This window comes from Acidovorax temperans, assembly GCF_028596105.1.
In the GTDB taxonomy this organism is placed as follows: domain Bacteria; phylum Pseudomonadota; class Gammaproteobacteria; order Burkholderiales; family Burkholderiaceae_C; genus Acidovorax; species Acidovorax temperans.
Genome location: NZ_CP117193.1, coordinates 4398717 through 4418614 on the forward strand (window position 1 = coordinate 4398717; position 19898 = coordinate 4418614).

At 67.4% G+C, this 19898-nt stretch carries 16 protein-coding genes; 10 read left to right on the forward strand and 6 right to left on the reverse strand.

The window, feature by feature from the left end; genetic code table 11:
* Nucleotides 1–63 precede the first annotated feature (63 nt).
* On the reverse strand, nucleotides 64–1650 hold the full coding sequence (locus PQV96_RS20645) for an ABC transporter substrate-binding protein (RefSeq protein WP_273624094.1): 1587 nt from the start codon (nucleotides 1648–1650) through the stop codon (nucleotides 64–66).
* A gap of 321 nt (nucleotides 1651–1971) precedes the next feature.
* Between PQV96_RS20645 and PQV96_RS20650 the strand changes: the two genes are divergently transcribed.
* The 5 genes from PQV96_RS20650 (at nucleotide 1972) to pdeM (ending at nucleotide 8591) form a co-directional block, all read left to right on the forward strand.
* Nucleotides 1972–2190, forward strand: a complete 219-nt coding sequence (locus PQV96_RS20650; RefSeq protein WP_066691191.1) for a hypothetical protein — start codon at nucleotides 1972–1974, stop codon at nucleotides 2188–2190.
* 209 nt (nucleotides 2191–2399) lie between these two features.
* Nucleotides 2400–3461 (forward strand): ligase-associated DNA damage response exonuclease, encoded by a 1062-nt coding sequence (locus PQV96_RS20655; RefSeq protein WP_273625292.1) that lies wholly within the window; start codon nucleotides 2400–2402, stop codon nucleotides 3459–3461.
* A complete protein-coding gene (locus tag PQV96_RS20660; RefSeq protein WP_273624095.1) occupies nucleotides 3458–5146 on the forward strand; it encodes an ATP-dependent DNA ligase in 1689 nt (562 codons plus the stop codon). Before PQV96_RS20655 ends, PQV96_RS20660 begins: the two co-directional genes overlap by 4 nt.
* Nucleotides 5143–7785, forward strand: coding sequence for a ligase-associated DNA damage response DEXH box helicase (locus PQV96_RS20665; RefSeq protein WP_273624096.1), 2643 nt, complete (start codon nucleotides 5143–5145; stop codon nucleotides 7783–7785). Before PQV96_RS20660 ends, PQV96_RS20665 begins: the two co-directional genes overlap by 4 nt.
* A 68-nt stretch (nucleotides 7786–7853) precedes the next feature.
* Nucleotides 7854–8591 carry a ligase-associated DNA damage response endonuclease PdeM gene (gene pdeM / locus PQV96_RS20670; RefSeq protein ID WP_273624097.1) on the forward strand — a complete coding sequence of 246 codons (738 nt, stop codon included), beginning with the start codon at nucleotides 7854–7856 and terminating at the stop codon, nucleotides 8589–8591.
* 4 nt (nucleotides 8592–8595) lie between these two features.
* Here pdeM and PQV96_RS20675 read toward each other — a convergent pair whose 3' ends face one another.
* Complete coding sequence (locus tag PQV96_RS20675; RefSeq protein ID WP_273624098.1) at nucleotides 8596–9969, reverse strand: hypothetical protein; 1374 nt, start codon at nucleotides 9967–9969, stop codon at nucleotides 8596–8598.
* Between the two features lie 269 nt (nucleotides 9970–10238).
* Here PQV96_RS20675 and PQV96_RS20680 point away from each other — a divergent pair, with 269 nt between their 5' ends.
* A complete protein-coding gene (locus PQV96_RS20680) occupies nucleotides 10239–11072 on the forward strand; it encodes a tetratricopeptide repeat protein (protein WP_273624100.1) in 834 nt (277 codons plus the stop codon).
* A gap of 313 nt (nucleotides 11073–11385) precedes the next feature.
* Here PQV96_RS20680 and PQV96_RS20685 read toward each other — a convergent pair whose 3' ends face one another.
* Complete coding sequence (locus PQV96_RS20685) at nucleotides 11386–12669, reverse strand: MFS transporter (RefSeq protein ID WP_067511713.1); 1284 nt, start codon at nucleotides 12667–12669, stop codon at nucleotides 11386–11388.
* 65 nt (nucleotides 12670–12734) lie between these two features.
* Here PQV96_RS20685 and PQV96_RS20690 point away from each other — a divergent pair, with 65 nt between their 5' ends.
* Entirely contained in the window at nucleotides 12735–13631 is an 897-nt protein-coding gene (locus tag PQV96_RS20690; protein ID WP_273624102.1) for an AraC family transcriptional regulator, read from the forward strand.
* A gap of 231 nt (nucleotides 13632–13862) precedes the next feature.
* On the opposite strand, the gene PQV96_RS20695 is transcribed toward PQV96_RS20690, so the two are convergent.
* Nucleotides 13863–16427, reverse strand: a complete 2565-nt coding sequence (locus tag PQV96_RS20695) for a bifunctional diguanylate cyclase/phosphodiesterase (protein WP_273624103.1) — start codon at nucleotides 16425–16427, stop codon at nucleotides 13863–13865.
* Between PQV96_RS20695 and PQV96_RS20700 the strand changes: the two genes are divergently transcribed.
* From PQV96_RS20700 to PQV96_RS20710, 3 genes are all read left to right on the forward strand, one after another.
* Nucleotides 16417–16629, forward strand: coding sequence for a hypothetical protein (locus tag PQV96_RS20700; protein ID WP_198847804.1), 213 nt, complete (start codon nucleotides 16417–16419; stop codon nucleotides 16627–16629). The two genes, PQV96_RS20695 and PQV96_RS20700, sit on opposite strands and share 11 nt — an antisense overlap.
* Before the next feature lie 131 nt (nucleotides 16630–16760).
* On the forward strand, nucleotides 16761–17663 hold the full coding sequence (locus PQV96_RS20705) for a DMT family transporter (RefSeq protein WP_273624104.1): 903 nt from the start codon (nucleotides 16761–16763) through the stop codon (nucleotides 17661–17663).
* A 120-nt stretch (nucleotides 17664–17783) separates the two neighbouring features.
* The gene (locus PQV96_RS20710) at nucleotides 17784–18407 is read left to right on the forward strand and encodes a flavin reductase family protein (RefSeq protein ID WP_066698100.1); all 624 of its coding nucleotides are present in this window, start codon (nucleotides 17784–17786) and stop codon (nucleotides 18405–18407) included.
* 84 nt (nucleotides 18408–18491) lie between these two features.
* On the opposite strand, the gene PQV96_RS20715 is transcribed toward PQV96_RS20710, so the two are convergent.
* On the reverse strand, nucleotides 18492–18887 hold the full coding sequence (locus tag PQV96_RS20715; protein ID WP_273624105.1) for a (2Fe-2S) ferredoxin domain-containing protein: 396 nt from the start codon (nucleotides 18885–18887) through the stop codon (nucleotides 18492–18494).
* Nucleotides 18884–19891, reverse strand: coding sequence for a precorrin-3B C(17)-methyltransferase (cobJ, locus tag PQV96_RS20720; RefSeq protein WP_142085157.1), 1008 nt, complete (start codon nucleotides 19889–19891; stop codon nucleotides 18884–18886). The genes PQV96_RS20715 and cobJ overlap by 4 nt, the downstream gene beginning before the upstream one ends.
* Nucleotides 19892–19898 lie beyond the last annotated feature (7 nt).

Sequence of the window (19898 nt, forward strand, 5' to 3'; positions counted from 1 at the left end):
GCCGGTTCCACGGGTGCGCTGGTCGGGGCAGCGCACGCCGCAAAGGCTGCGTGGACTACAGCCTCAGTTCACTTTGATAAGCCGCCAGTCAATGCGGTTGTCCGGCCGCTGCACCAGCTCCACGTTTTTCTTCATGGCCCAGGCCAGCATCTGGTTGTGCAGCGGGATGTGAACCACCTCGTCGTTGTGCAGTTGCAGGCCTTCGGTGAGCAGGCGGTTGCGCACGGGCAGGTCGGTTTCGGTCTTCACGCGGTCCACGATGTAGTCCATGCGCTGGTTGCTGTAGCGGCCCAGGTTGTAGCTGCCATCGGCACCGGTGGCCTTGGTGCGCGCCAGCGACTGCAGGGTGTACAGCGCATCAAACGTGGGCACGCCCCAGCTCAGCAGCGCAATACTGGCCTCGTGCCGCTGGGCCATGGGGTAGTAGGTGACGGCGGGCAGCGTGCGCAGCTTGGCCTTGACGCCGATGCGCGACCACATCGAGGTGATGGCCTGGCACAGCTCTTCGTCCTGGATGATGGCGTTGTTGCTGCAGGCAAAGTCCACCTCAAAGCCGTCTTTGTAGCCCGCCTCGGCCAACAGTGCCTTGGCGGCATTGGCGTCGAAAGGCAGGCGCTTGTCCACGGCTTCTGTCCAGCCGTTGACCAGGGGCGAGACGATGGCGCCGGTGGGTTTGGACAGCCCCCGCATCGTCACGCGCTGCAGCGCGGCGGTGTCGATGGCCTGGTACAGCGCCTTGCGCACGCGCAGGTCCTTGAGCGGGTTCTTGCCCTTGATGTTGCTGCCGGGCAGCTCGTCGCGGAACTGGTCCAGCGCCAGGTACACGGTGCGGTTTTCCACCATCTCCATCACCTTCAGCTGGGGGTTGGCCTTGATGCGCGCCAGGTCCTGGATGCTGGTGTCGCGCACCATGTCCACCTCGCCCGAGAGCAGCGCGGCAATGCGCGTGGCTTCGGACTTGATGGGGGTGTAGGTGATTTCGGTGACGTTGCCTTCGGTCTTGCCCGCGTTCCACCAGTGCGGGTTGGCGGTGAAGACGATCTTCTGGTCGGGCACCCATTCCTTGAGCACAAACGGGCCGGTACCCATGGCGTGGCGGTGGGAGTAGGTTTCTTCCTTGCCCTTGATGTCCTTGGGCTCCATCGAGTTGTGCTTCTCGGCCCAGGCCTTGCTCATAATACGCAGCTCGGTCAGCTGGTTGAGCAGCACGGGGTTGGGGTTCTTCAAGAAGATGTCGATGGTTTCGCCATCCACCTTGGCAATGCGGTCCATACCCTGGGTGTAGATGGCGTAGGTGGAGGTCTTGCTCATCGCGCGTTGCAGCGAATAGACCACGTCATCGGCCGTCATGGCCGAGCCGTCGCTGAACTTCACGCCCTGGCGCAGCTTGAAGCGCATCTGCGTGGGGCTGACCTGCTGCCACGAGGTGGCCAGCACCGGTTCCACCTTCAGCGTGCGGCTGTTGAACATGACCAGCGACTCGTACACCGCGCCGTGGATGCCGTTGCCCAGGGCACTGTTTTGCGAGTGGATGTCCATGGTCTGGATATCTCTGGAACCAGCCCACTTGAACGGTTTTGCCATGGCGGGCAGAACACTGGCTGCCAGGGCAACGGTGGCCGCCGCCAGCACAGAGCGCTTGAATTGCATAGCCTCAATTCCTTGGTAAGGAGGGTTGAATGAAAGGAACGCTGAATATGCGGCAGCCCGCCCCGGCGCCCAAGCCCCTGCACGCCCAGTGTGGCAAGAGTGTGTCTTGGTCCGGTAGCTGATTGCACGCAAACCCACGCTGGGGTAGGCGCCACCGCTGCGCTGCGGCCCCGGCTACACTGCACAGCGCAGGGCGAGCGGCGTGCAGGGCTTATGCACCAAAACACCCTGTAGCGCTTATCCTGATTGCGCAACCAGCTATTAAAACAGTAGCAAAAATCTCCAGCACGATCCACACCGCTTTTTTCCACGGAGTTACGAATGACCCCCCTGAGCTTGCACCGCAGCGCTTTCCTGGTCCTTCTGTGCGGCGTGCTCACCGCCTGCGGGGCCGAGGTGGCCACCACCGCCGTCACGGCCACCAAGTTGCAGGCCGAGCAAGCCAAGCAGGCCACCGCGCAGGCCGAAAAGATCAAGGCTGGCCTGGCCGAAGCCACGCAGCGCACGGAAGCCGCTGCCTCGGCCGCTGACAGCCAATAAACGCCGCGAACCAGACTCCCTCCCCCGCCTGAGGCAAGCGAGGGACCCACGGGGGCTGTGCGCGTACCTGTTCGCGTACATATCCGCGCACCTTCACCAAGAATCGGCGCTGGCCCACACGCGGCGGCGCAGCGGCGGCTACGATGGCCTGGCCGGTTGCAGCCTTGCCCGGCCATGCCCCGCGCGGCTGCGCGCTGCGCCCCGTCACCATGCCCAACGATCTTGTCGTCCTGCGCCCAGAGGGGCTGTACTGCCCAGCGGGTGATTTCTACATCGACCCCTGGCGGCCGGTGGAACGCGCCGTGCTCACCCACGCGCATTCGGACCACGCCCGGCGCGGTTCGGCCCATTACCTGGCCCACACCGACAGCGCGGGCACGTTGCGCAACCGGCTGGGCGCAGACATCACCCTGCAGACCCTGGCCTACGGCGAAGCCATCACGCACCAGGGTGTGACGGTGTCGCTGCACCCGGCCGGGCATGTGCTGGGCTCGGCCCAGGTGCGCATCGAACACGAAGGCCAGGTGTGGGTGGCCTCGGGCGACTACAAGCTCGAAGACGACGGCACCTGCCCCCCGTTTGAGCCCGTGCGCTGCCACACCTTCATCACCGAATCCACCTTCGGCCTGCCCATCTACCGCTGGCCAGCGCAGCCCGTGCTGTTTGCCGATATCAACGCCTGGTGGGCCGCGAATGCGGCGGCAGGCAAGGCCAGCGTGCTCTACGCCTATGCGTTTGGCAAAGCACAGCGCCTGCTGCACGGGGTGGACAGCAGCATTGGCCCCATCGTGGTTCACGGCGCGGTGGAGCCGCTCAACGCCGTGTACCGCGCAGCCGGTGTGCCCCTGCCGCCCACGCACCGCGTAACAGACCCGCAACTCACCAAGGCCGACCTGCGCCGCGCCCTGGTGCTGGCCCCGCCCTCGGCTGCGGGCACGCCCTGGCTCAAGCGGTTTGGCGAACATTCCGACGCATTTGCCAGCGGCTGGATGCTGGTGCGCGGTGCGCGCCGCCGCCGGGGCGTGGACCGCGGCTTTGTGATGAGCGACCACGCCGACTGGCCCGGCCTGCAAAAGGCCATTGGCGCCACGGGGGCAGAGCGCATCATCGTCACCCACGGCAGCACCGACGTGATGGTGCGCTGGCTGTGCGAACAAGGGCTGGATGCGCAGGTGTTCGCCACCGAGTACGGTGGGGACGACAACGAAGACGACACGGGCGCTGCGGCCGAGCAGCCGGCCAGCGCCTCCGCCGCCGAGGCCGCGCCATGAAGCAATTCGCCGCCCTCTTCCAGGCGCTGGATGCCACCACCGCCCAGTCGGCCAAGCTGGCCGCCCTGGTGGCCTACCTGCGCGTGGCGGCACCCGGCGATGCGGCCTGGGCCGTGTACTTTCTGGCGGGCGGCAAGCCGCGCCAGATGGTGCCGACCAAACGCCTCAAAGCCCTGGCGCAAGAGGCCGCCGGCCTGCCCGAATGGCTGTTTGACGAAAGCTACGAGGCCGTGGGCGACCTGGCCGAAACCATCGCCCTGCTGCTGCCCCCGCCCGACGAGCCCGCTGATGTGCCGCTGGCCGAGTGGATGGCGCAGCTGCTGCCACTGCGCTCCCTGCCGCCCGATGAAGCAGACGCCCACCTGCGCGCGCAGTGGAACCGGCTGGCACCCGAGCAGCGGTTGGTGTACTTCAAGCTCATCACCGGCAACTTCCGGGTGGGGGTGTCGCGCCTGCAGGTCACGCAGGCACTGGCCACCGTGAGCGGGCTGGACGCCAAGCGCATCGCCCACCGGCTGATGGGCTACACGCAAATCGGCCGCCAGCCGCAGGCCGCCGACTACGCCGCACTGGTGGCACCGGCCGAAGGCGATGCAGGCCAAGCCACCGATGGCGCTGCCGGTCACCCTTACCCCTTCTTTCTGGCGCACCCGTTCAGCCAGCCAGTGGCCGACATGCCCGCACTGCTGGGTCCGGTGGAGGACTGGCAGGTGAAATGGAAGTGGGACGGCATCCGCGCGCAGATCGTGCGGCGTGCCGGGGCCGTGTGGGTGTGGTCGCGTGGCGAAGAACTGGTGACCGACCGCTTCCCGGAACTGGCCAGCGCCGCGCTGCAAAGCCTTCCCGACGGCACGGTGATCGACGGCGAAATCCTCGTGTGGCTGCCCGGCGAACCCGCCCCGCGCCCCTTTGCCGACCTGCAAAAGCGCCTGGGCCGCAAGACGCTGACGCCCAAGCTGCTGCGCGAACTGCCCGTGGTGCTGGTGGCGTATGACCTGCTGGAGCACGCAGGGCACGATGTGCGCGAGCAGCCCCAGCAAGCCCGGCGAGCGCATCTGGAGGCCTTGCTGCAGCCGCCCTCCACCACCATCGGCGAAACCCCTGCGGTTGCGCTGCGCCCGAGCCCGCTGCTGCGAGGCGCTGACTGGCAAGACCTGGCCCGCCAGCGCGAGGCCGCGCGCAGCCTGGGCACCGAAGGCTTCATGCTCAAGCACCGCGATGCGCACTACGGCGTGGGCCGCACCAAAGACGTGGGCGTGTGGTGGAAGTGGAAGATCGAACCCATGAGCGTGGACGCGGTGCTCATCTATGCCCAGCGCGGCCACGGGCGGCGCGCGAGCCTGTACACCGACTACACCTTTGCCGTGTGGAACGGCCCGCCCGACGACGCCAACCGGCAACTGGTGCCCTTTGCCAAGGCGTACTCGGGCCTGACGGACGCCGAGATTGCGCAGGTGGACGCCATCATCCGCAAGACCACGCGCGAGAGCTTTGGCCCCGTGCGCAGCGTGGAGGCCACGCAAGTCTTCGAGCTGGGCTTTGAAGGCATTGCGAAGAGCCCGCGCCACAAAAGCGGCATTGCCGTGCGCTTTCCGCGCATGCTGCGCTGGCGGCAAGACAAACCCGTGGCCGAGGCCGACACCTTGCAGACGCTGGCCGCGCTGCTGCCAGAAAGCAGCGCATGAGCGAAGGGGCCGCAAAGCGCTGGATGGCCGCGCGGGGCTGGCAGCCGTTTGCCTTCCAGCAACAGGTGTGGCAGGCCATGGCCGAGGGCCGCTCGGGCCTGCTGCACGCCACCACCGGCGCGGGCAAGACGTACGCCGTGTGGCTCGGCGCTTTGGAGCATTTTTCGGCTCTAGCGCCCGTAGATATTGCGCAAGCAGCTCCTAAAAAAGAAGCAATCAAGGCCCCATCCCTCACGGTGCTGTGGATTACGCCCATGCGCGCGCTGGCGGCAGATTCGCTGCGCGCCCTGCAAGAGCCCCTGCCCGACCTGGCCCCGCACTGGACCAGCGGCCTGCGCACCGGCGACACCGCCAGCGGCGAGCGCGCCGCGCAAGACCGGCGCCTGCCCACCGTGCTGGTGACCACACCCGAAAGCATGTCGCTGCTGCTGGCCCGCGCCGACGCGCACGAGCACTTGGCCCACGTACAACTGGTGGTGGTGGACGAATGGCACGAGCTGGTGGGCAACAAACGCGGCGTGCAGGTGCAACTGGCGCTGGCGCGCCTGTCGGGCTGGAACCCGCGCCTGCTGGTGTGGGGCATGTCGGCCACGCTGGGCAACCTGCCCGAAGCACTGGCCACCCTGGTGCCCACCCTGCCCCCGCGTGCGCCGCGCCGCGCCAAGCCGCTGCTGGTGCAGGGCCGCATCGACAAAGCACTGCAGGTGCAGGTGCTGCTGCCCGCACGCGTGGAGCGTTTTGCCTGGGCCGGGCACATGGGCCTGTCGCTGCTGCCGCAGGTGGTGCAGTCCATCGAGGCCAGCGCATCGACGCTTGTTTTTACTAACACCCGCTCGCAGGCCGAGCGCTGGTACCAGGCATTGCTGGAGGCGCGGCCCGACTGGGCGGGCGCCATTGCCCTGCACCACGGCTCGCTCAGCGGCGAGGTGCGCGGCTGGGTGGAGGCGGGGCTGAAGGCTGGCACGTTGAAAGCCGTGGTGTGCACATCGAGCCTGGACCTGGGCGTGGACTTTTTGCCGGTGGAGCAGGTGCTGCAGATCGGCTCGGCCAAAGGCGTGGCGCGGCTGGTGCAGCGCGCGGGCCGATCCGGCCACGCGCCGGGGCGCACCAGCAGCATCACGCTGGTGCCCACGCACAGCCTGGAACTGGTGGAGGCCGCCGCTGCCCGCCAGGCGCTGGCCGAAGGCCGCATTGAAGACCGCCACACGCCCCGCGCGCCGCTGGATGTGCTGGTACAGCACCTGGTGACCATCGCACTCGGCGGAGGTTTTGTGCCCGATGCCCTGCTGGCCGAGGTGCGCCGTGCCCCAGCCTACGCCACGCTGGCCGACAACGACTGGCAATGGGCGCTGCAGTTCGTGCGCCAGGGCGGCGCATCACTGGCCAACTACCCCGACTTTCACCGCGTGGTGCCCGACGAAGACGGCGTGTGGCGCATGCCCGATGCGCGGCTGGCGCGGCGGCATCGCAGCAACATCGGCACCATCGTGAGCGATGCGAGCATGCAGGTGCAGTTCGTCAGTGGCGGGAAGCTGGGCTCGGTGGAAGAGAGCTTCATCGCGCGCCTCAAGCCCGGCGATGTGTTCATGTTTGCCGGCCGCCTGCTGGAGCTGGTGCGCACGCAGCAGATGACGGCCTATGTGCGCACGGCCCCCAAAGGCAGCGCTGCGCTGCCGCGCTGGAACGGCGGGCGCATGCCGCTGTCGAACACGCTGGCCGATGCCATGCTGCGCCAGCTGGAGCAGGCCGAGCGCGGCGTGTTCGCATCGCCCGAGATGCGCTGCGCGCAGCCCTTGCTGGCGTTGCAGGATGCGTGGTCGGCCCTGCCCACACCCAGCCGCCTGGTGGCCGAGGTGCTGCACACGCGCGAGGGCTGGCACCTGTACCTGTACCCGCTGGCGGGGCGGCTGGTGCACCTGGGGCTGGCGGGCCTGCTGGCATGGAGGGCCTCGCAGCAGGTGCCCAACACATTTTCGATTGCCGTCAACGACTACGGGCTGGAGCTGCTGTCAGCCAAACCAGTGGACTGGCCCGCGCTGCTGCCGCACCTGATTGGCGCGGCCACGCACAGCACGCTGGGGGAAGGAATGGAGGGAGGGCTGGAAGCCGAGGTGCTGGCCAGCCTGAACGCCACTGAAATGGCGCGCAGGCGCTTTCGCGAAATTGCGCGCATCGCCGGGCTCATCTTCCAGAGCCACCCGGGCGAGCAGCGCAGCAGCCGGCAATTGCAAGCCTCGTCGTCCCTTTACTACGACGTGTTCGCGCAGTACGACCCGGACAACCTGCTGCTGGCCCAGGCCCGCGCCGAGCTGCTGGTGCAGGAACTGGACATGGACCGCCTGGCCCAGACCCTGCAACGCATGAAGGGCCAGCAACTGTCCGTGCACACGCTGGAACGCCCCACGCCCTTTGCCCTGCCGCTGATGGTGGAGCGCTTTCGCGAGCGGCTGAGCACAGAGAGCCTGGGCGACCGGCTGGAGCGCATGGTGCAGGCGCTGGAAATGGCCGCAGACAACACCATGGGCACGCACCTGGCACCAACGCGCGACACCACCCACTGGGACCTGCACCGCGATGCGCCCGATCTGCCCGCCCGCGCCCGCCCCAAGCGCCCACGCCGGGGGCGGCACGGGTTCTGACCCTGCAGCCGGGGCCATTGGGCCACCCCGGCACACATGGCCACCGCCGTCGGTATGCTCGGCGCTCCATGGCTGTCCTGACATCGCCCACCAACACGCCCAGCCCGCCCACACATGCCAATCCAGCGGGCGCGTGCCCCCTGACGCTGCCCTGCGGCACGCTGCTGTGGCTGCTGCCAGGGCGCGCCGTGTGGTGGCCCGAGGCCCGCAGCCTGTTTGTGGCCGATGTGCACTTTGGCAAGGCAGCCAGCTTTCGCCATGCGGGCCAGCCCGTGCCCACGGGCACCACGGCCGACAACATCGCCCGGCTGGATACGTTGCTCACCACCACCGGCGCACAGCGGCTGGTGTTTTTGGGCGACTTTTTGCATGCGCGCAGCGGCGCGCAACCCGCCCTGTGGCAGCAACTGCGCGGCTGGCGGGCTCGACACGCGCAAGTGGCCATGGACTTGGTGCTGGGCAACCACGACCGCCATGCGGGCACCCCGCCCGCTGACCTGAACATTGCCTTGCAGGAAGAGCCCTGGGCCCCAGTGCCTGGCGTGCCCTTGCAGGCAGCGCACCACCCGCAGGCCGTAGCGGGGAACACCGTGCTGGCGGGGCATTTGCACCCCTCGGTGGTGCTGCACGGCCCGGCGCGGGACCGCATGCGCCTACCCTGTTTTGCATGGCAGCCAGGGCCACCAGGGCTGCTGGTGCTGCCCGCCTTCGGCGCCTTCACCGGCACGCACGCCAACGCCCTGCCCGCAGGCGCACGGCCCTATGCCATTGCGGGCACGCGGGTGGTGCAGGTGCCCGGCGGTTGATGGATCACTGCGGCACCCTCTCGGGCACGCGGGTGTTCAGCGCAGCGGGGCGGTATTCCGGCACAAAAGCGCAGCCCTTGCCAAAGGTGGCCTCCAGCGCCGGGCATTGGCTGGCAATGCTGGCGGGCGTGGGCCGGGTGCCCTCTTCCACCCAGCGCAGCAGGGCCGCCATCAGCGTGGGATAGGTCGGGTCGCTCAGGTAACTGTGGCTGCTATGCCGCGTGAAGGTCTGCACCAGGTGGCCGCTGGTGCCCGCCTGCTCCATCGTGGTTTTGAATGCGGCATCCAGTTCCACGAACGCGGTCGCGTCGTCGATGCCTTTGACGGTGAGCACCGGCACAGGGATGCGGCCGGTGGGGTCGGTGTCTTGCGCAAAGCGGGCCAGCGCTGCCGGGTGGGCACGGTAGCGCAGCACACCGGCGTTCAGTGCTGCATCGTCGCCAGAACCCCGGTAGCGCACGCCTTCGTTGCCAAACGGACTGGCGCCCCCGGTGCGGTGCTGCACCACGTCGCGGAAGTGGAACGTCGCCCAATTCATGTGGCCCTGGATGGAGCTGGCCGGAATGCGGATGACGTCGGTGATCACCTTCACGCGGCGCTGTTGCTCTGGCGTGCGGGCAGATGCGGGCTTGTCCAGCCCCAGGCATTCGTTCACGCGCACAGCCAGGTCGGTCGGGGTCAGGGTCGCATCAGCGGGCAGGCCGATGTTCAGCGGGTACTGCACCTCAGTGGGCCGGGGGTGGTTGTTGCAGAGGTACTGGTAGACCACGCGCAGGTCGGTGCGAAAGTCGTACGAGCGCGAGCCCCCTGCCAGCACACCGCTGGTGAGCAACACGGCGTCATATGGGCGCTGGCCTTGGGTTGTGGAAGTGAACATCTCGGCCCCCCGCGCCGCCACGCTGGCACCCCACGACTGCCCGTGCAGGATGGTGCGGCGCGGCTGCGCCACATGGCCCACAAAGATCTGCCGCAGGCGTTCGGTGTCTTCCGCCGCAGCGCGCACTTCCACGCCGCCCTGGCGGAAGGTGCTGCCCGCCCATGCATAACCGGCCTTGACCATGATGGCCCAGCGCTCCAGGTCTGCCGCCGAGCGTTCGGGCCGAGGCGCACCCAGAGCTGGCCCACCGTGGGCGTGCAGCACCAGGTGGCCGTTCCACTGGTGGGGCATGGCAATAAGGTAGTAGGCCCCCGCAGAATCCTGCCCCGCCAGGCAGCGGGCCAGGGCCGCGAGCGCCGGTGGGCAGGCCGCAGCCACGGGCGGGGCTTCTGACGTTTTCTCAGGCTTGGGCGACAAGGGTGCGCAGGCGGCGGCGGCCAGCGCGATTCCGGTACAGGCCCAGCGCGTGGCGGCAGAGTGAATCCAATGGGGTGCAGGCATGGGCGCGGCTCCGGGGTGCGGGAAGAAGGGCCATCGTAGGGAGCACATCCATGCACGTCAAACCACGCCGTGCGCTGCGCCCGGGCAACACAGGGCGCTTCTGCGCATGTAACGGTTGGCAACCGCTGTGCCGCCACGCCACGGCGCGGGCACACTTCCACCACGCCGCAGCCACAGGGCCCTGCCACCGTGCGCTAGTGGTAACACCAGGGCGTTCACATCGTTCACAACAACGCGGCAGCGCGAGGAGCGCCAAGCCGCTTCAAACCATGCACTTCCAACATTCACGTTTTCTTCCCTGGATTTCTGCGGCCTGCCTGGGCGCCGCGCTGCTGGCCGGCGCGGCCTGGGCTGGCACCGCCGAAGGCGTGCGCGCCTACGACCGGGGCCAGTTCGCCCTGGCGGCCAAAGAACTGCAGCCCGCCGCACAGGCAGGCGACCCCGAGGCACAATTTCACCTGGGGCTGATGCACGACTTTGGCAAAGGCGTTCAGCTAGACCACGCCAAGGCCGCCGCGCTGTACCGCAAAGCCGCCGAGCAAGGCCATGCCGATGCGCAATACCACCTGGCCGTTTCGTACGACGACGGCGAAGGCGTGCCGCAAGACTACAAACAGGCCGTCTTCTGGTACACCAAGGCCGCCAACCAGGGGCTGGCCAAGGCCCAGTACAACCTGGGCGTTTCGTACGACAAGGGCGAAGGCGTAGCCAAGGACCACCAGATGGCCGCCCAGTGGTACCGCAAGGCGGCGGACCAGGGCGACTCTGACGCGCAATACAACCTGGGGGTAGCGTACGACGAAGGCGAAGGCGTGCCGCAAGACCACCAGCAAGCCGTGGCCTGGTACCGCAAGGCGGCTGCACAAAACCATGTGCGCGCGCAGTTCAACCTGGCGGTTTCTTATGACGACGGCGAGGGCGTGGCACAAGACAAGAAGCAGGCCGTGCACTGGTACACGAAGGCCGCCGAGCAAGACGATGCCGATGCGCAGCAAAACCTGTCTGTCATGTACGCACGCGGCGAAGGCGTGGCCCGCGACGCGGCCAAGTCCCGCTACTGGGCGCGCAAGGCGCGCGAGTCGCGGGCGCGGGATGCCGACTGATGGAGTGCAAGGGCCTCGTTGGAGGCCCTTTTTTACCGGGCGATGAGAAGTGGTCGGGCGCAATGTGTGGACGGTCTTGGACGTCGAAGATCGAAGCACCTCGTGCAACCAACCGTGAATATGAAGACGGCTTGGGGTCGAGAGCCGACTGACGCCACACCCACCGTGCACGTCGGCAGCCAGCCTGAAGCTGCCATCCGGGCAACCATTCTCACCGACTGCTCCTGGCCGAAACCGGCCTCCCAACTATAGCGAGCACATCACCAACGAAGGTGCCGAAGGGGGCGCAAAACGAGCCCCCCCAATCACACCCTCACCCCGCCGTCACCGCCGCTGGCCGCGCCATCCGTGCCACCAGACCCACACCAACAAATGCCGCAGACACCACACTCAGCGCCAGCGTAGCGGCAGAGCCGAAGAAGATGCCCGAGGTCATGCCCCGGTCCAGCATGGCGCCGAACACAGGGGCGGCCAGGCAAAAGCCCAGGTCCAGGCCTGAGTACACGGTGCCGTACACACGGCCCGTGGCGCCGGGTGGCGCGGCACGCTTGATGAGCATGTCGCGCGAGGGGCCTGCTAGGCCCGTGCCCAGACCGGCGATGGAAGCCACCACTACGGCCGCCAGGCCCGGCAGCCAGCTGGCCCCGGCGCCCACCACCACCAGCAACACGGCGGATGCCAGCAGGCACACCGAAATCACTTTTTCCAGCCGCTGCACGCGGCCCACCAGGAAGCCCCCGGCCACCATGCCGGCGGCGCCGCACAGCATGTAGCCCGTGACCACCATGGCCGTCACGCTCAAGGGCAGGCCGTACATGGATTGCAGCGCGGGGCTGGCAAAGCTCTGGATGGCGCTGAGGGCGCAGGTGCTCCAGAAGAAGAACGAAAAGCACAGCCACACCGAAGGCAGTTTGAGGAAGGCCATGGGATGCTCGGGCTTGGCAGCCTGCGCACTGGCGGCGCCCTTGGCCTGGTGGGCCCATTCGCCCTGGCGGTCGTCCAGCGCGTCGCGGTTGATCACCATGATGGCCAGCACCAGCAGCGCAAACGCCGCGCCGCACAGGCTGGCTGTGCGCCATGAACCCGTGGCCGTGGCAATGCCTGCCATGAACACTGGCGCGGTGGCCCAGCCCAGGTTGCCGCTGATGCCGTGCACCGCAAAGCCATGCCCCAGCCGCTGGGGCGATACGCGCTTGTTCAGGATGGTGAAGTCCACCGGGTGGAAGGGTGCGTTGCCCAGCCCGGCCAGGGCGGCAGCCACCACCAGCCCCCCATAGCCCTGGGCCGTGCCAGCCACCAGCCCAGAGGCCGCAAAGCTCGACAGCGCAAAGAACATGACGGGCCGCGCGCCCACCCGGTCCACCAGGAAGCCCGACAGGGCCTGGCCCACCCCGGAGATCACGAAAAACACCGACACCAGCACCCCAAGTTCGGAATAGCTGAAGCCGAACTCGGCAATCAGCCACGGGAACAGCGGGGGCAGCAGCATGTGAAAGAAGTGTGAGCTGCCATGGGCCAGGCCCACCAGCCCGATGGTGCGGGCGTCTTGCCGAAACGGCACGGCGCCGGATGAAGTGCCAGAGGATGCAGAGGTCATGGGGTTGATCTTAGGCACGCCGGGCTCGGCAGTTTGACGATAGCCGGTCAATTACTATCGCAAACATGCCAAAACCTGCAACAACCTCCAGCGCACCAGCGCCACGCCGCGCACGGCGCCCGGTGGCGTATGTCGATTCACTGACCCCGCACCTGTTTGTGCCCACGGCCCAGCGCCCGGTGCGCGCCAAGGTGCGCCAGTTGCGGGCCGACACGCGGGTGATGCCGCACAGCCACCCGTGGGCACAGGTGGCAATTTCCACCACCGGCGTGATCCAGCTCACGGTGGACCGGGGCACCTACATCGTGCCGCCATCGCGCGCGCTGTGGATACCGCCGGGCATGGAGCATGCCGTGACGATGGTGGAAGACGCCGAAATGCGCACGCTGTACTTTCACCAGCCGCGCGGGCGCTGCGGCCCCCCGGCCCTGGGTTTGCGCACTGCACCGCCCGAGCAAGCAGCGTGGCGCCAGTGCCGGGTGCTGGAAGCCTCAGACCTGCTGCGCGCCGTGGTGCGCGAAATGCCCACCACCCCCGACGACGGCCCACCGCCCGACGCAGCCACGCTGCTGCGCGAACGCCACCTGAGCGCCCTGCTGTGCGACGAGCTGGCCCGCGCAGCCCCCGTGAAGCTGGGCGTGGACCTGCCCCACGACAAGCGCCTGCGCCAGTTGTGCGAAGCCGTGCTGGCCGACCCCACGCGCCACACCACGCTGGAGGCCTGGGCGCAAGACACGGGCGCCAGCCTGCGCACGGTGGCGCGGCTGTTTCGTACCGAGCTGGGCAGCACCTTCACGCAGTGGCGCCAGCAGGTGATTCTGGCCAAGGCGGTGTCGCTGGCGGCGGGCCGCATGCCTGTGGGCCAGATCGCCACCGAGCTGGGCTACAGCCCCAGCGCGTTCAGTGCGATGGTGCGCAAGTCGGTGGGGCAGCCCCCGGCGCAGTTTTTGGGGCAGCGGTAGCGGTCACCTGGCTCCCATTCCATTTCCAAATCATTCCTGACCAGGCGCGAAGCCGCAGACAGTGCTAAAGCACGGCAAGACGAAGCAACAACGTCAGGGGTGATTTAGAGCGGATAACAAAACCCAGCGCAGCGGTTCTGGCTAGGCGCCGCGTCGCAGGCAGTACGGGTAGTACGACAAGACACGGCAACGACGCCAGAAGGGTTTTGTTAGCCGCTCTTAGAAATGGAATCAGGCCGAAGAAGCAGGCAATGGCCCTGGTTTGGCAAACAAGAAGCCTTGCCCCAAGTGGCAACCCAGGGCGCACAGGGCATCGGCCTGGGCCTGGGTTTCGATGCCTTCGGCCACCACGCTCAGCCCCAGCGAGCCCGCCAGCGCCACCACGGCGCGCACCACGGCGGCGCTGGCGCTGCCCTGGTGGGCGGTGGGACTGGTGAGGGGCGCGACGAAACTGCGATCAATCTTGAGCGTGAGCAGCGGGAAGCGGTGCAGGTACCCCAGCGACGAGTACCCGGTGCCAAAGTCGTCCAGCGCCAGCGACATGCCGTGGCTGCGCAGCTCGTTGAGCAGGTCGCAGGTGCGCTCGGGGTCGTCGATCAGGGCGCCTTCGGTGATTTCCAGGCACAGGCGCGAGGGCGGCAGGCCAGCGGCTTTCAGCATGTCCAGCAGTTGCTGGCAAAAGTGCGGGTTGCGAAAGTGGCGCGGCGCCACGTTCAGGCCCAGGTAGCCGGTGAAGTCGGTCTGGGCGGCAATGGCACGGCTGGCAGCGGCAAAAATCTGCCAGTCGATGGCTTCCATGCTGCCGCTGTCTTCGGCCACCTGCAAAAAGTCGGCCGGGCCTGGCAAGCCCTCGGTCGGGTGCTGCCAGCGCACCAGGGCTTCATAGCCCAGCACCTGCCCGTCTTTGAGCGACACGATGGGCTGGAAGTGCGGCACAAACTGGCGCTGCTTGAGGGCAGACCACAAAGCGTTCTCGATGGTCAGCACGCGCAAGGGATCGCTGTGCAGGTGCGCGTCATACAGCTCAAACCGGCGCCGGCCATTGAGCTTGGCGCGGTACATCGCCGTGTCGGCGTTGCGCAGCAAATCGGTGGGGGCAGCGGCCGGCTGGTCGCACATCATGATGCCGATGCTGACGGACGCGAACAGCTGCTTACCCTCCACCACCATGGGCTCGTCCAGCACCTGCAGCATGCGCCGTGCCGAGCGCATGGCGGCTTCCAGCGTCTGGGCGTTGCTCAGCAGCACGGCAAACTCGTCACCGCCCACGCGGGCGATCATGTCCGAATCACCCAGGGTGGCCAGCAGGCGCCGCCCAACCTCTTGCAGCACCGCATCGCCCGCATGGTGGCCCATGCTTTCGTTAATGAGCTTGAAGCGGTCCACATCCACAAACATCACCGCAAAGCGGCGATGCTCGTGGCGCTGCAGGCGTGCCTGCAGCCAGGTCAGGCGCTCCAGCAGGTAACTGCGGTTGGGCAGGCCGGTCAGGGCATCGTGCATCACCTGGTGCTGCAGCTGGGCCTCGACCCGCTCGCGCACGGCGATCTGCTCTTGCAGCTGGCCTGTGCGCTCGGCCACGCGCTGCGCCAGCTCGGCATTGGCGCGTTGCAATGAATCGGTGGTGCGGCGGCGCACCAGGCTGCTGGCGATCTGGTGCGAGACAAAGCTCAGCAGCAGCCGGTCGCGGTCGGAATACGCCACGTCGGCCTGGTAGCTTTGCACCGCAATCACGCCCAGCGCCCACCCGTCGCACACCAGCGGCACGCCCAGCCAGGAATTGGCACGGGGCCCTACCGTCTGGAAAACACCTTGGGCAATGAGCTCATCGGCCTCGGCCCGGCTCACCAGCAGCGGCTTGCGGGTGCGCAGCACGTATTCGGTCAGCCCCCGGCCCATGCGCCGGCTGATGCCCTTGCCACCCTGCTCGTCCACGTAGTAGGGAAATTCCAGCGCCTGCCCGTCTTCCGACACCAGGGCGATGTAGCAGTTGCGGGCGTTTATGAGATCGCCCACGGTGTCATGCACAGCGCGGTAGAAGTCGTCCATGCTGCCCATGTCGTTGGCGCGCTCGGCAATGCGGTAGAGGGCGGCCTGCAGCCGCTCGCCACGCTGGCGGCGGGCCACCTCGGCCACCAGGGTCTGATTGGCGCGGGCCAGCTCGGCGGTGCTGACCTGCACAGCCTGCTCCAGCGCCTGCTGGCTTTGCTTGCGCTGCACGGCGGTGAGCACGTGGCTGGCCACAAACTCCAGCAGCGCCTGTTCTTCGGGGCCGTAGCGATTGGGCTCGTCGTAGCTTTGCACCACCAGGGCGCCGCGCACGTGGCGGCCCTCGCGCAGGGGAACGCCCAGCCAGTCCTGCGCATGGGCGCCACGCGCCCGCAAGGGGCCGGGCACCTGCTGCGCCAGCGCCTGCATCGAGCCGCGCCGGGGCAGGCCGTCGCGCACCAGGTACCAGGTCAGCGCCTGGGCGTAGTCGGCCATGGGGATGCGCTGGCCGCTCTGGGGCTGGTCTGGGGTGGCTTCGTCCACCATGTAGATGAAGTCCAGGCTGTCGCTGGCCTCGTCGTACAGCGCCATGAACAGGTTGCGCGCGTACATGAGCGAGCCCACGATGGCGTGCAACTGCTGCAGCATGTGGGGCATTTCCAGGTCGGAGCTGGACAGCTCTGAGATGGCAAACAGGGCGCGCTGCAAGCGCTCGGCCTGCTCAGCCCGGTGTACTGCGGCACGCAGGCGCTCCAATTCGCTGGAGGTGACCTCTGGTTCTGAAAGCGGGGAGCGCGTGTCGTTCATGGCGGGCGGTATCCGCACGTTGTTGCGCATGCCGAGGGGGCTGATCGGCAAACGGGCCGCTGGCGTTGCTGCAAAACCGAACAACGTTGCGCTGAGGCAGCAGTTTCAACGGGTTTTCGACGACCTGCCGCCCACCACCAAGACGGGGGCGAGCTGCTCCTGGGCCGCATTGAGGCAGGCGCGCGAGGAAAGCCACCCGTGACCCCTGCCCTGCGCAGGCGGCCCAGGCGTGGCAGAGTACGCAATGCGCGGCAAAAAGCCCCAGCGCCGCGCACGTGGGACGGCCTCGCCCCCATCGTCGTTTCCATGGCTTCTTCCTGATTGGCCCGCCCCATGAATTCTTCCGCTGTGCAGAGCACGCCCCGCCCTGGCCTGAGCGACACCGCCTACCCCCTGCTGTTCGTGGCTCTGTGGAGCACAGGCTTCATCGGCGCCAAGCTGGGCTTGCCGTTTGTGGAGCCGCTGACTTTTCTGGCGGTGCGGTTTGCCATCGTTACGGTGCTGATGCTGGCGGTGGCCCGGTGGTTTCGCGCGCCCTGGCCGCGCAGTGCGCGGCAGTGGCTGCACATTGCGGTATCGGGCCTGCTGGTGCACGGCGTGTACCTGGGCGGGGTGTTCACCGCCATTGGCCACGGCCTGCCTTCGGGCATCACGGCGCTGGTGGTGGGGTTGCAGCCGTTGCTCACCGCCCTGGCCGCCGGGCTGTTGCTGGGCGAACGGGTGCGGCCTGCGCAGTGGTGCGGTCTGGCTCTGGGCTTTGCGGGTGTGGCGCTGGTGATGGCGCAAAAAATTGCCTCCGTGCCCAGCCAGGCGCTGCTGGCCATGCTGCTGCCCGCTGTGGTGGCGCTGGTGGGCATCACCTGCGGCACGCTGTACCAAAAGCGCTTTTGCCCGGCGTTTGACCTGCGCTCGGGCTCGGTGATCCAGTACCTGCCCTGCGTGGCCGCCATGGCCGTGCTCGCCAGCCTGACTGAAACCATGCAGATCCAGTGGACGGGCCAGTTCATGTTTGCCCTGGGCTGGCTGGTGCTGGTGCTGTCGGTGGGCGCAGTCAGCCTGCTGAACCTGCTGATTGGCCGGGGCAGCGCCGTGAACGTGGCCAGCCTGTTTTACCTGACCCCACCCACCACAGCCCTCATCGCCTGGGCGCTGTTTGATGAAACGCTGTCAGGCCTTGCCCTGGTGGGCATGGTGGTGGCCGTGGCCGGCGTGTGGCTGGCGCGCCAGGGCAAATGAGGCACGCGGCGGCAGCGCAGCCAACCTTCAAGCAGAATCGGGCTCTAGCGCTCATTCAGTAAGCGCAAGAAGCTATGTTTTTAATAGCAAAATGATCGCATGGAACAAGGACAGCAACCCATGACCGCACGCACCCTGCACAGCTACGAACCCCGCAAGGGCCACGGCCTGCCGCACGACCCGTTCAACGCCATCGTCGGCCCGCGCCCGATTGGCTGGATCTCTACCTGCAACGCACAGGGCGCGCTCAACCTGGCGCCCTACAGCTTCTTCAACGCCTTCAACTACGTGCCGCCCATCGTGGGCTTTGCCAGCATCGGCGCCAAAGACACGCTGCGCAACATCGAGGAAACCGGCGAGTTCGTGTGCAACCTGGCCACCCGCGATCTGGCCGAGGCCATGAACCAGACCTGCGCCGCCGTCGCGCCCGAGGTAAACGAATTTGAGCTGGCGGGCCTCACCCCCCTGGCCAGCACGCAGGTGCGCCCGCCACGCGTGGCCGAAAGCCCCGTCACCCTGGAATGCCGCCGCACGCAGGTCTTGCAACTGCAAGGGGCCGACGGCGTGCAGGTGCCCACCTGGCTGGTGCTGGGCGAGGTGGTGGCCGTGCACATCGACACCGCCTTGCTGAAAGACGGCGTGTACGACACGGCCAGCGCAGGCCACATCCTGCGCGCAGGCGGCCCTGCCGATTACTTCACCGTGGGGCCGGAGCAGTTGTTCAAGATGCACCGGCCGCGCTGAACGCGCAGAGAGTGGCCACCAGCCAAATTGACCACTAGCGCTTATGCAATAAGCGCTAGAAGCTACAAAACAAATAGCAACCCATCACCCCCCGGTAGGCCCCTGGTGAAACACCAGCTCCTGCACTGGCTGCCCGCCCACCAGGTGCTCGGTGATGATGCGGTCCATGTTGGCGGGGGTGACGTTGTAGTACCAGGTGCCATCGGGCTGCACGCACATGACCGGGCCGCCCTTGCAGGCCGCAAAGCAGCCCACGCGGCTGCGCTTCACACGCAGTTCTCCATCGTTCAAACCCGCAGCCTTGAACTTGGCGCCCAAGCTGTCGAACAGGTCTTGCGCCTCGCCGTTTTGCGTGCAGCGGGGGCCGGTGCAAATGAGCAGGTGACGGCGGTAGTCGCTGATCTTGGGGCGCACGACCTCGGAGGGCGTTGCATCGGCGGCCACAGCCGCGTTCGTGGTGTCGGTGCTCTCGGTGTTCATGCATCGACCTCCTCGGGCGCATCTTGCGCTGCGGCTTCCAGCGGGTTTTCAAGGGTGTCGCGGATGTATTCCACCGGCAGGCGGTGGCGCTGGGCCAGGGCTTCGATGCTGTCGCCCGCAGCATGGTCGGCAAACAGATTCTCCAGCCAGCCGTTGAGCCCGGTGGAGAGCGACCGGCCAGGGCGCTCGCCCTCGCGCGTGGTGCCGCCCGCCTGCACGTCGTATTTGTTGGCATAGCCGCGTGGCGTGACCATCAGGCCGTTTTGCACCACGGTGTTGCTGTTGCCGATGAGTACGGTGCTGAGCATGCCGATGTCGGCATCGCTCATGTGCGCCAGCGTGGTGAACTCGATGCGCTCACGGCGGCGGTAGGCGCTCTTGACGATGGCCACGGGCGTATCAGGGCTGCGGTGGCGCAGGAAAAGGCGCTGCGCTTCCACAATCTGCCGCGTGCGGCGGCCGCTCTTGGGGTTGTAGAGGGCCACCACAAAATCGGAGTAAGCCACGGCATCCAGCCTGCGCGCAATGGTGGGCCAGGGCGTGAGCAAATCCGACAGCGAGATGGCACAAAAGTCGTGCGTGAGCGGCGCGCCCACCAGGGCCGCGCAGCTGTTGAGGGCCGAGGCGCCGGGCACCACTTCCACCACAATGCCGCCTGCTTCGGGCACGCCGTTCTCGTCCACGGCGGGCGGTGTCCACCCGGCCTGGAACAGCACTTCAAACGTAGGCCCGGCCATGCCGTACACGCCTGCATCGCCCGAAGAGATGAGCGCCACCTTCTTGCCCTGGCGGGCGCGCTCCAGCGCCTCGATGGCGCGATCCAGCTCTTCGGTCATGGACTTGCGGATGATCTCCTTGCCCTCGATGAGGTCAGCCACCAGCTTGATGTAGGTGACGTAGCCGATGATGGTGTCGGCCTCGGCAATGGCGGCGCGGGCGCGCGCCGTCATGTGCTCGGTGCTGCCGGGGCCGATGCCCACGAGCATGATTTTTCCTGCGGTCATGGGGTCA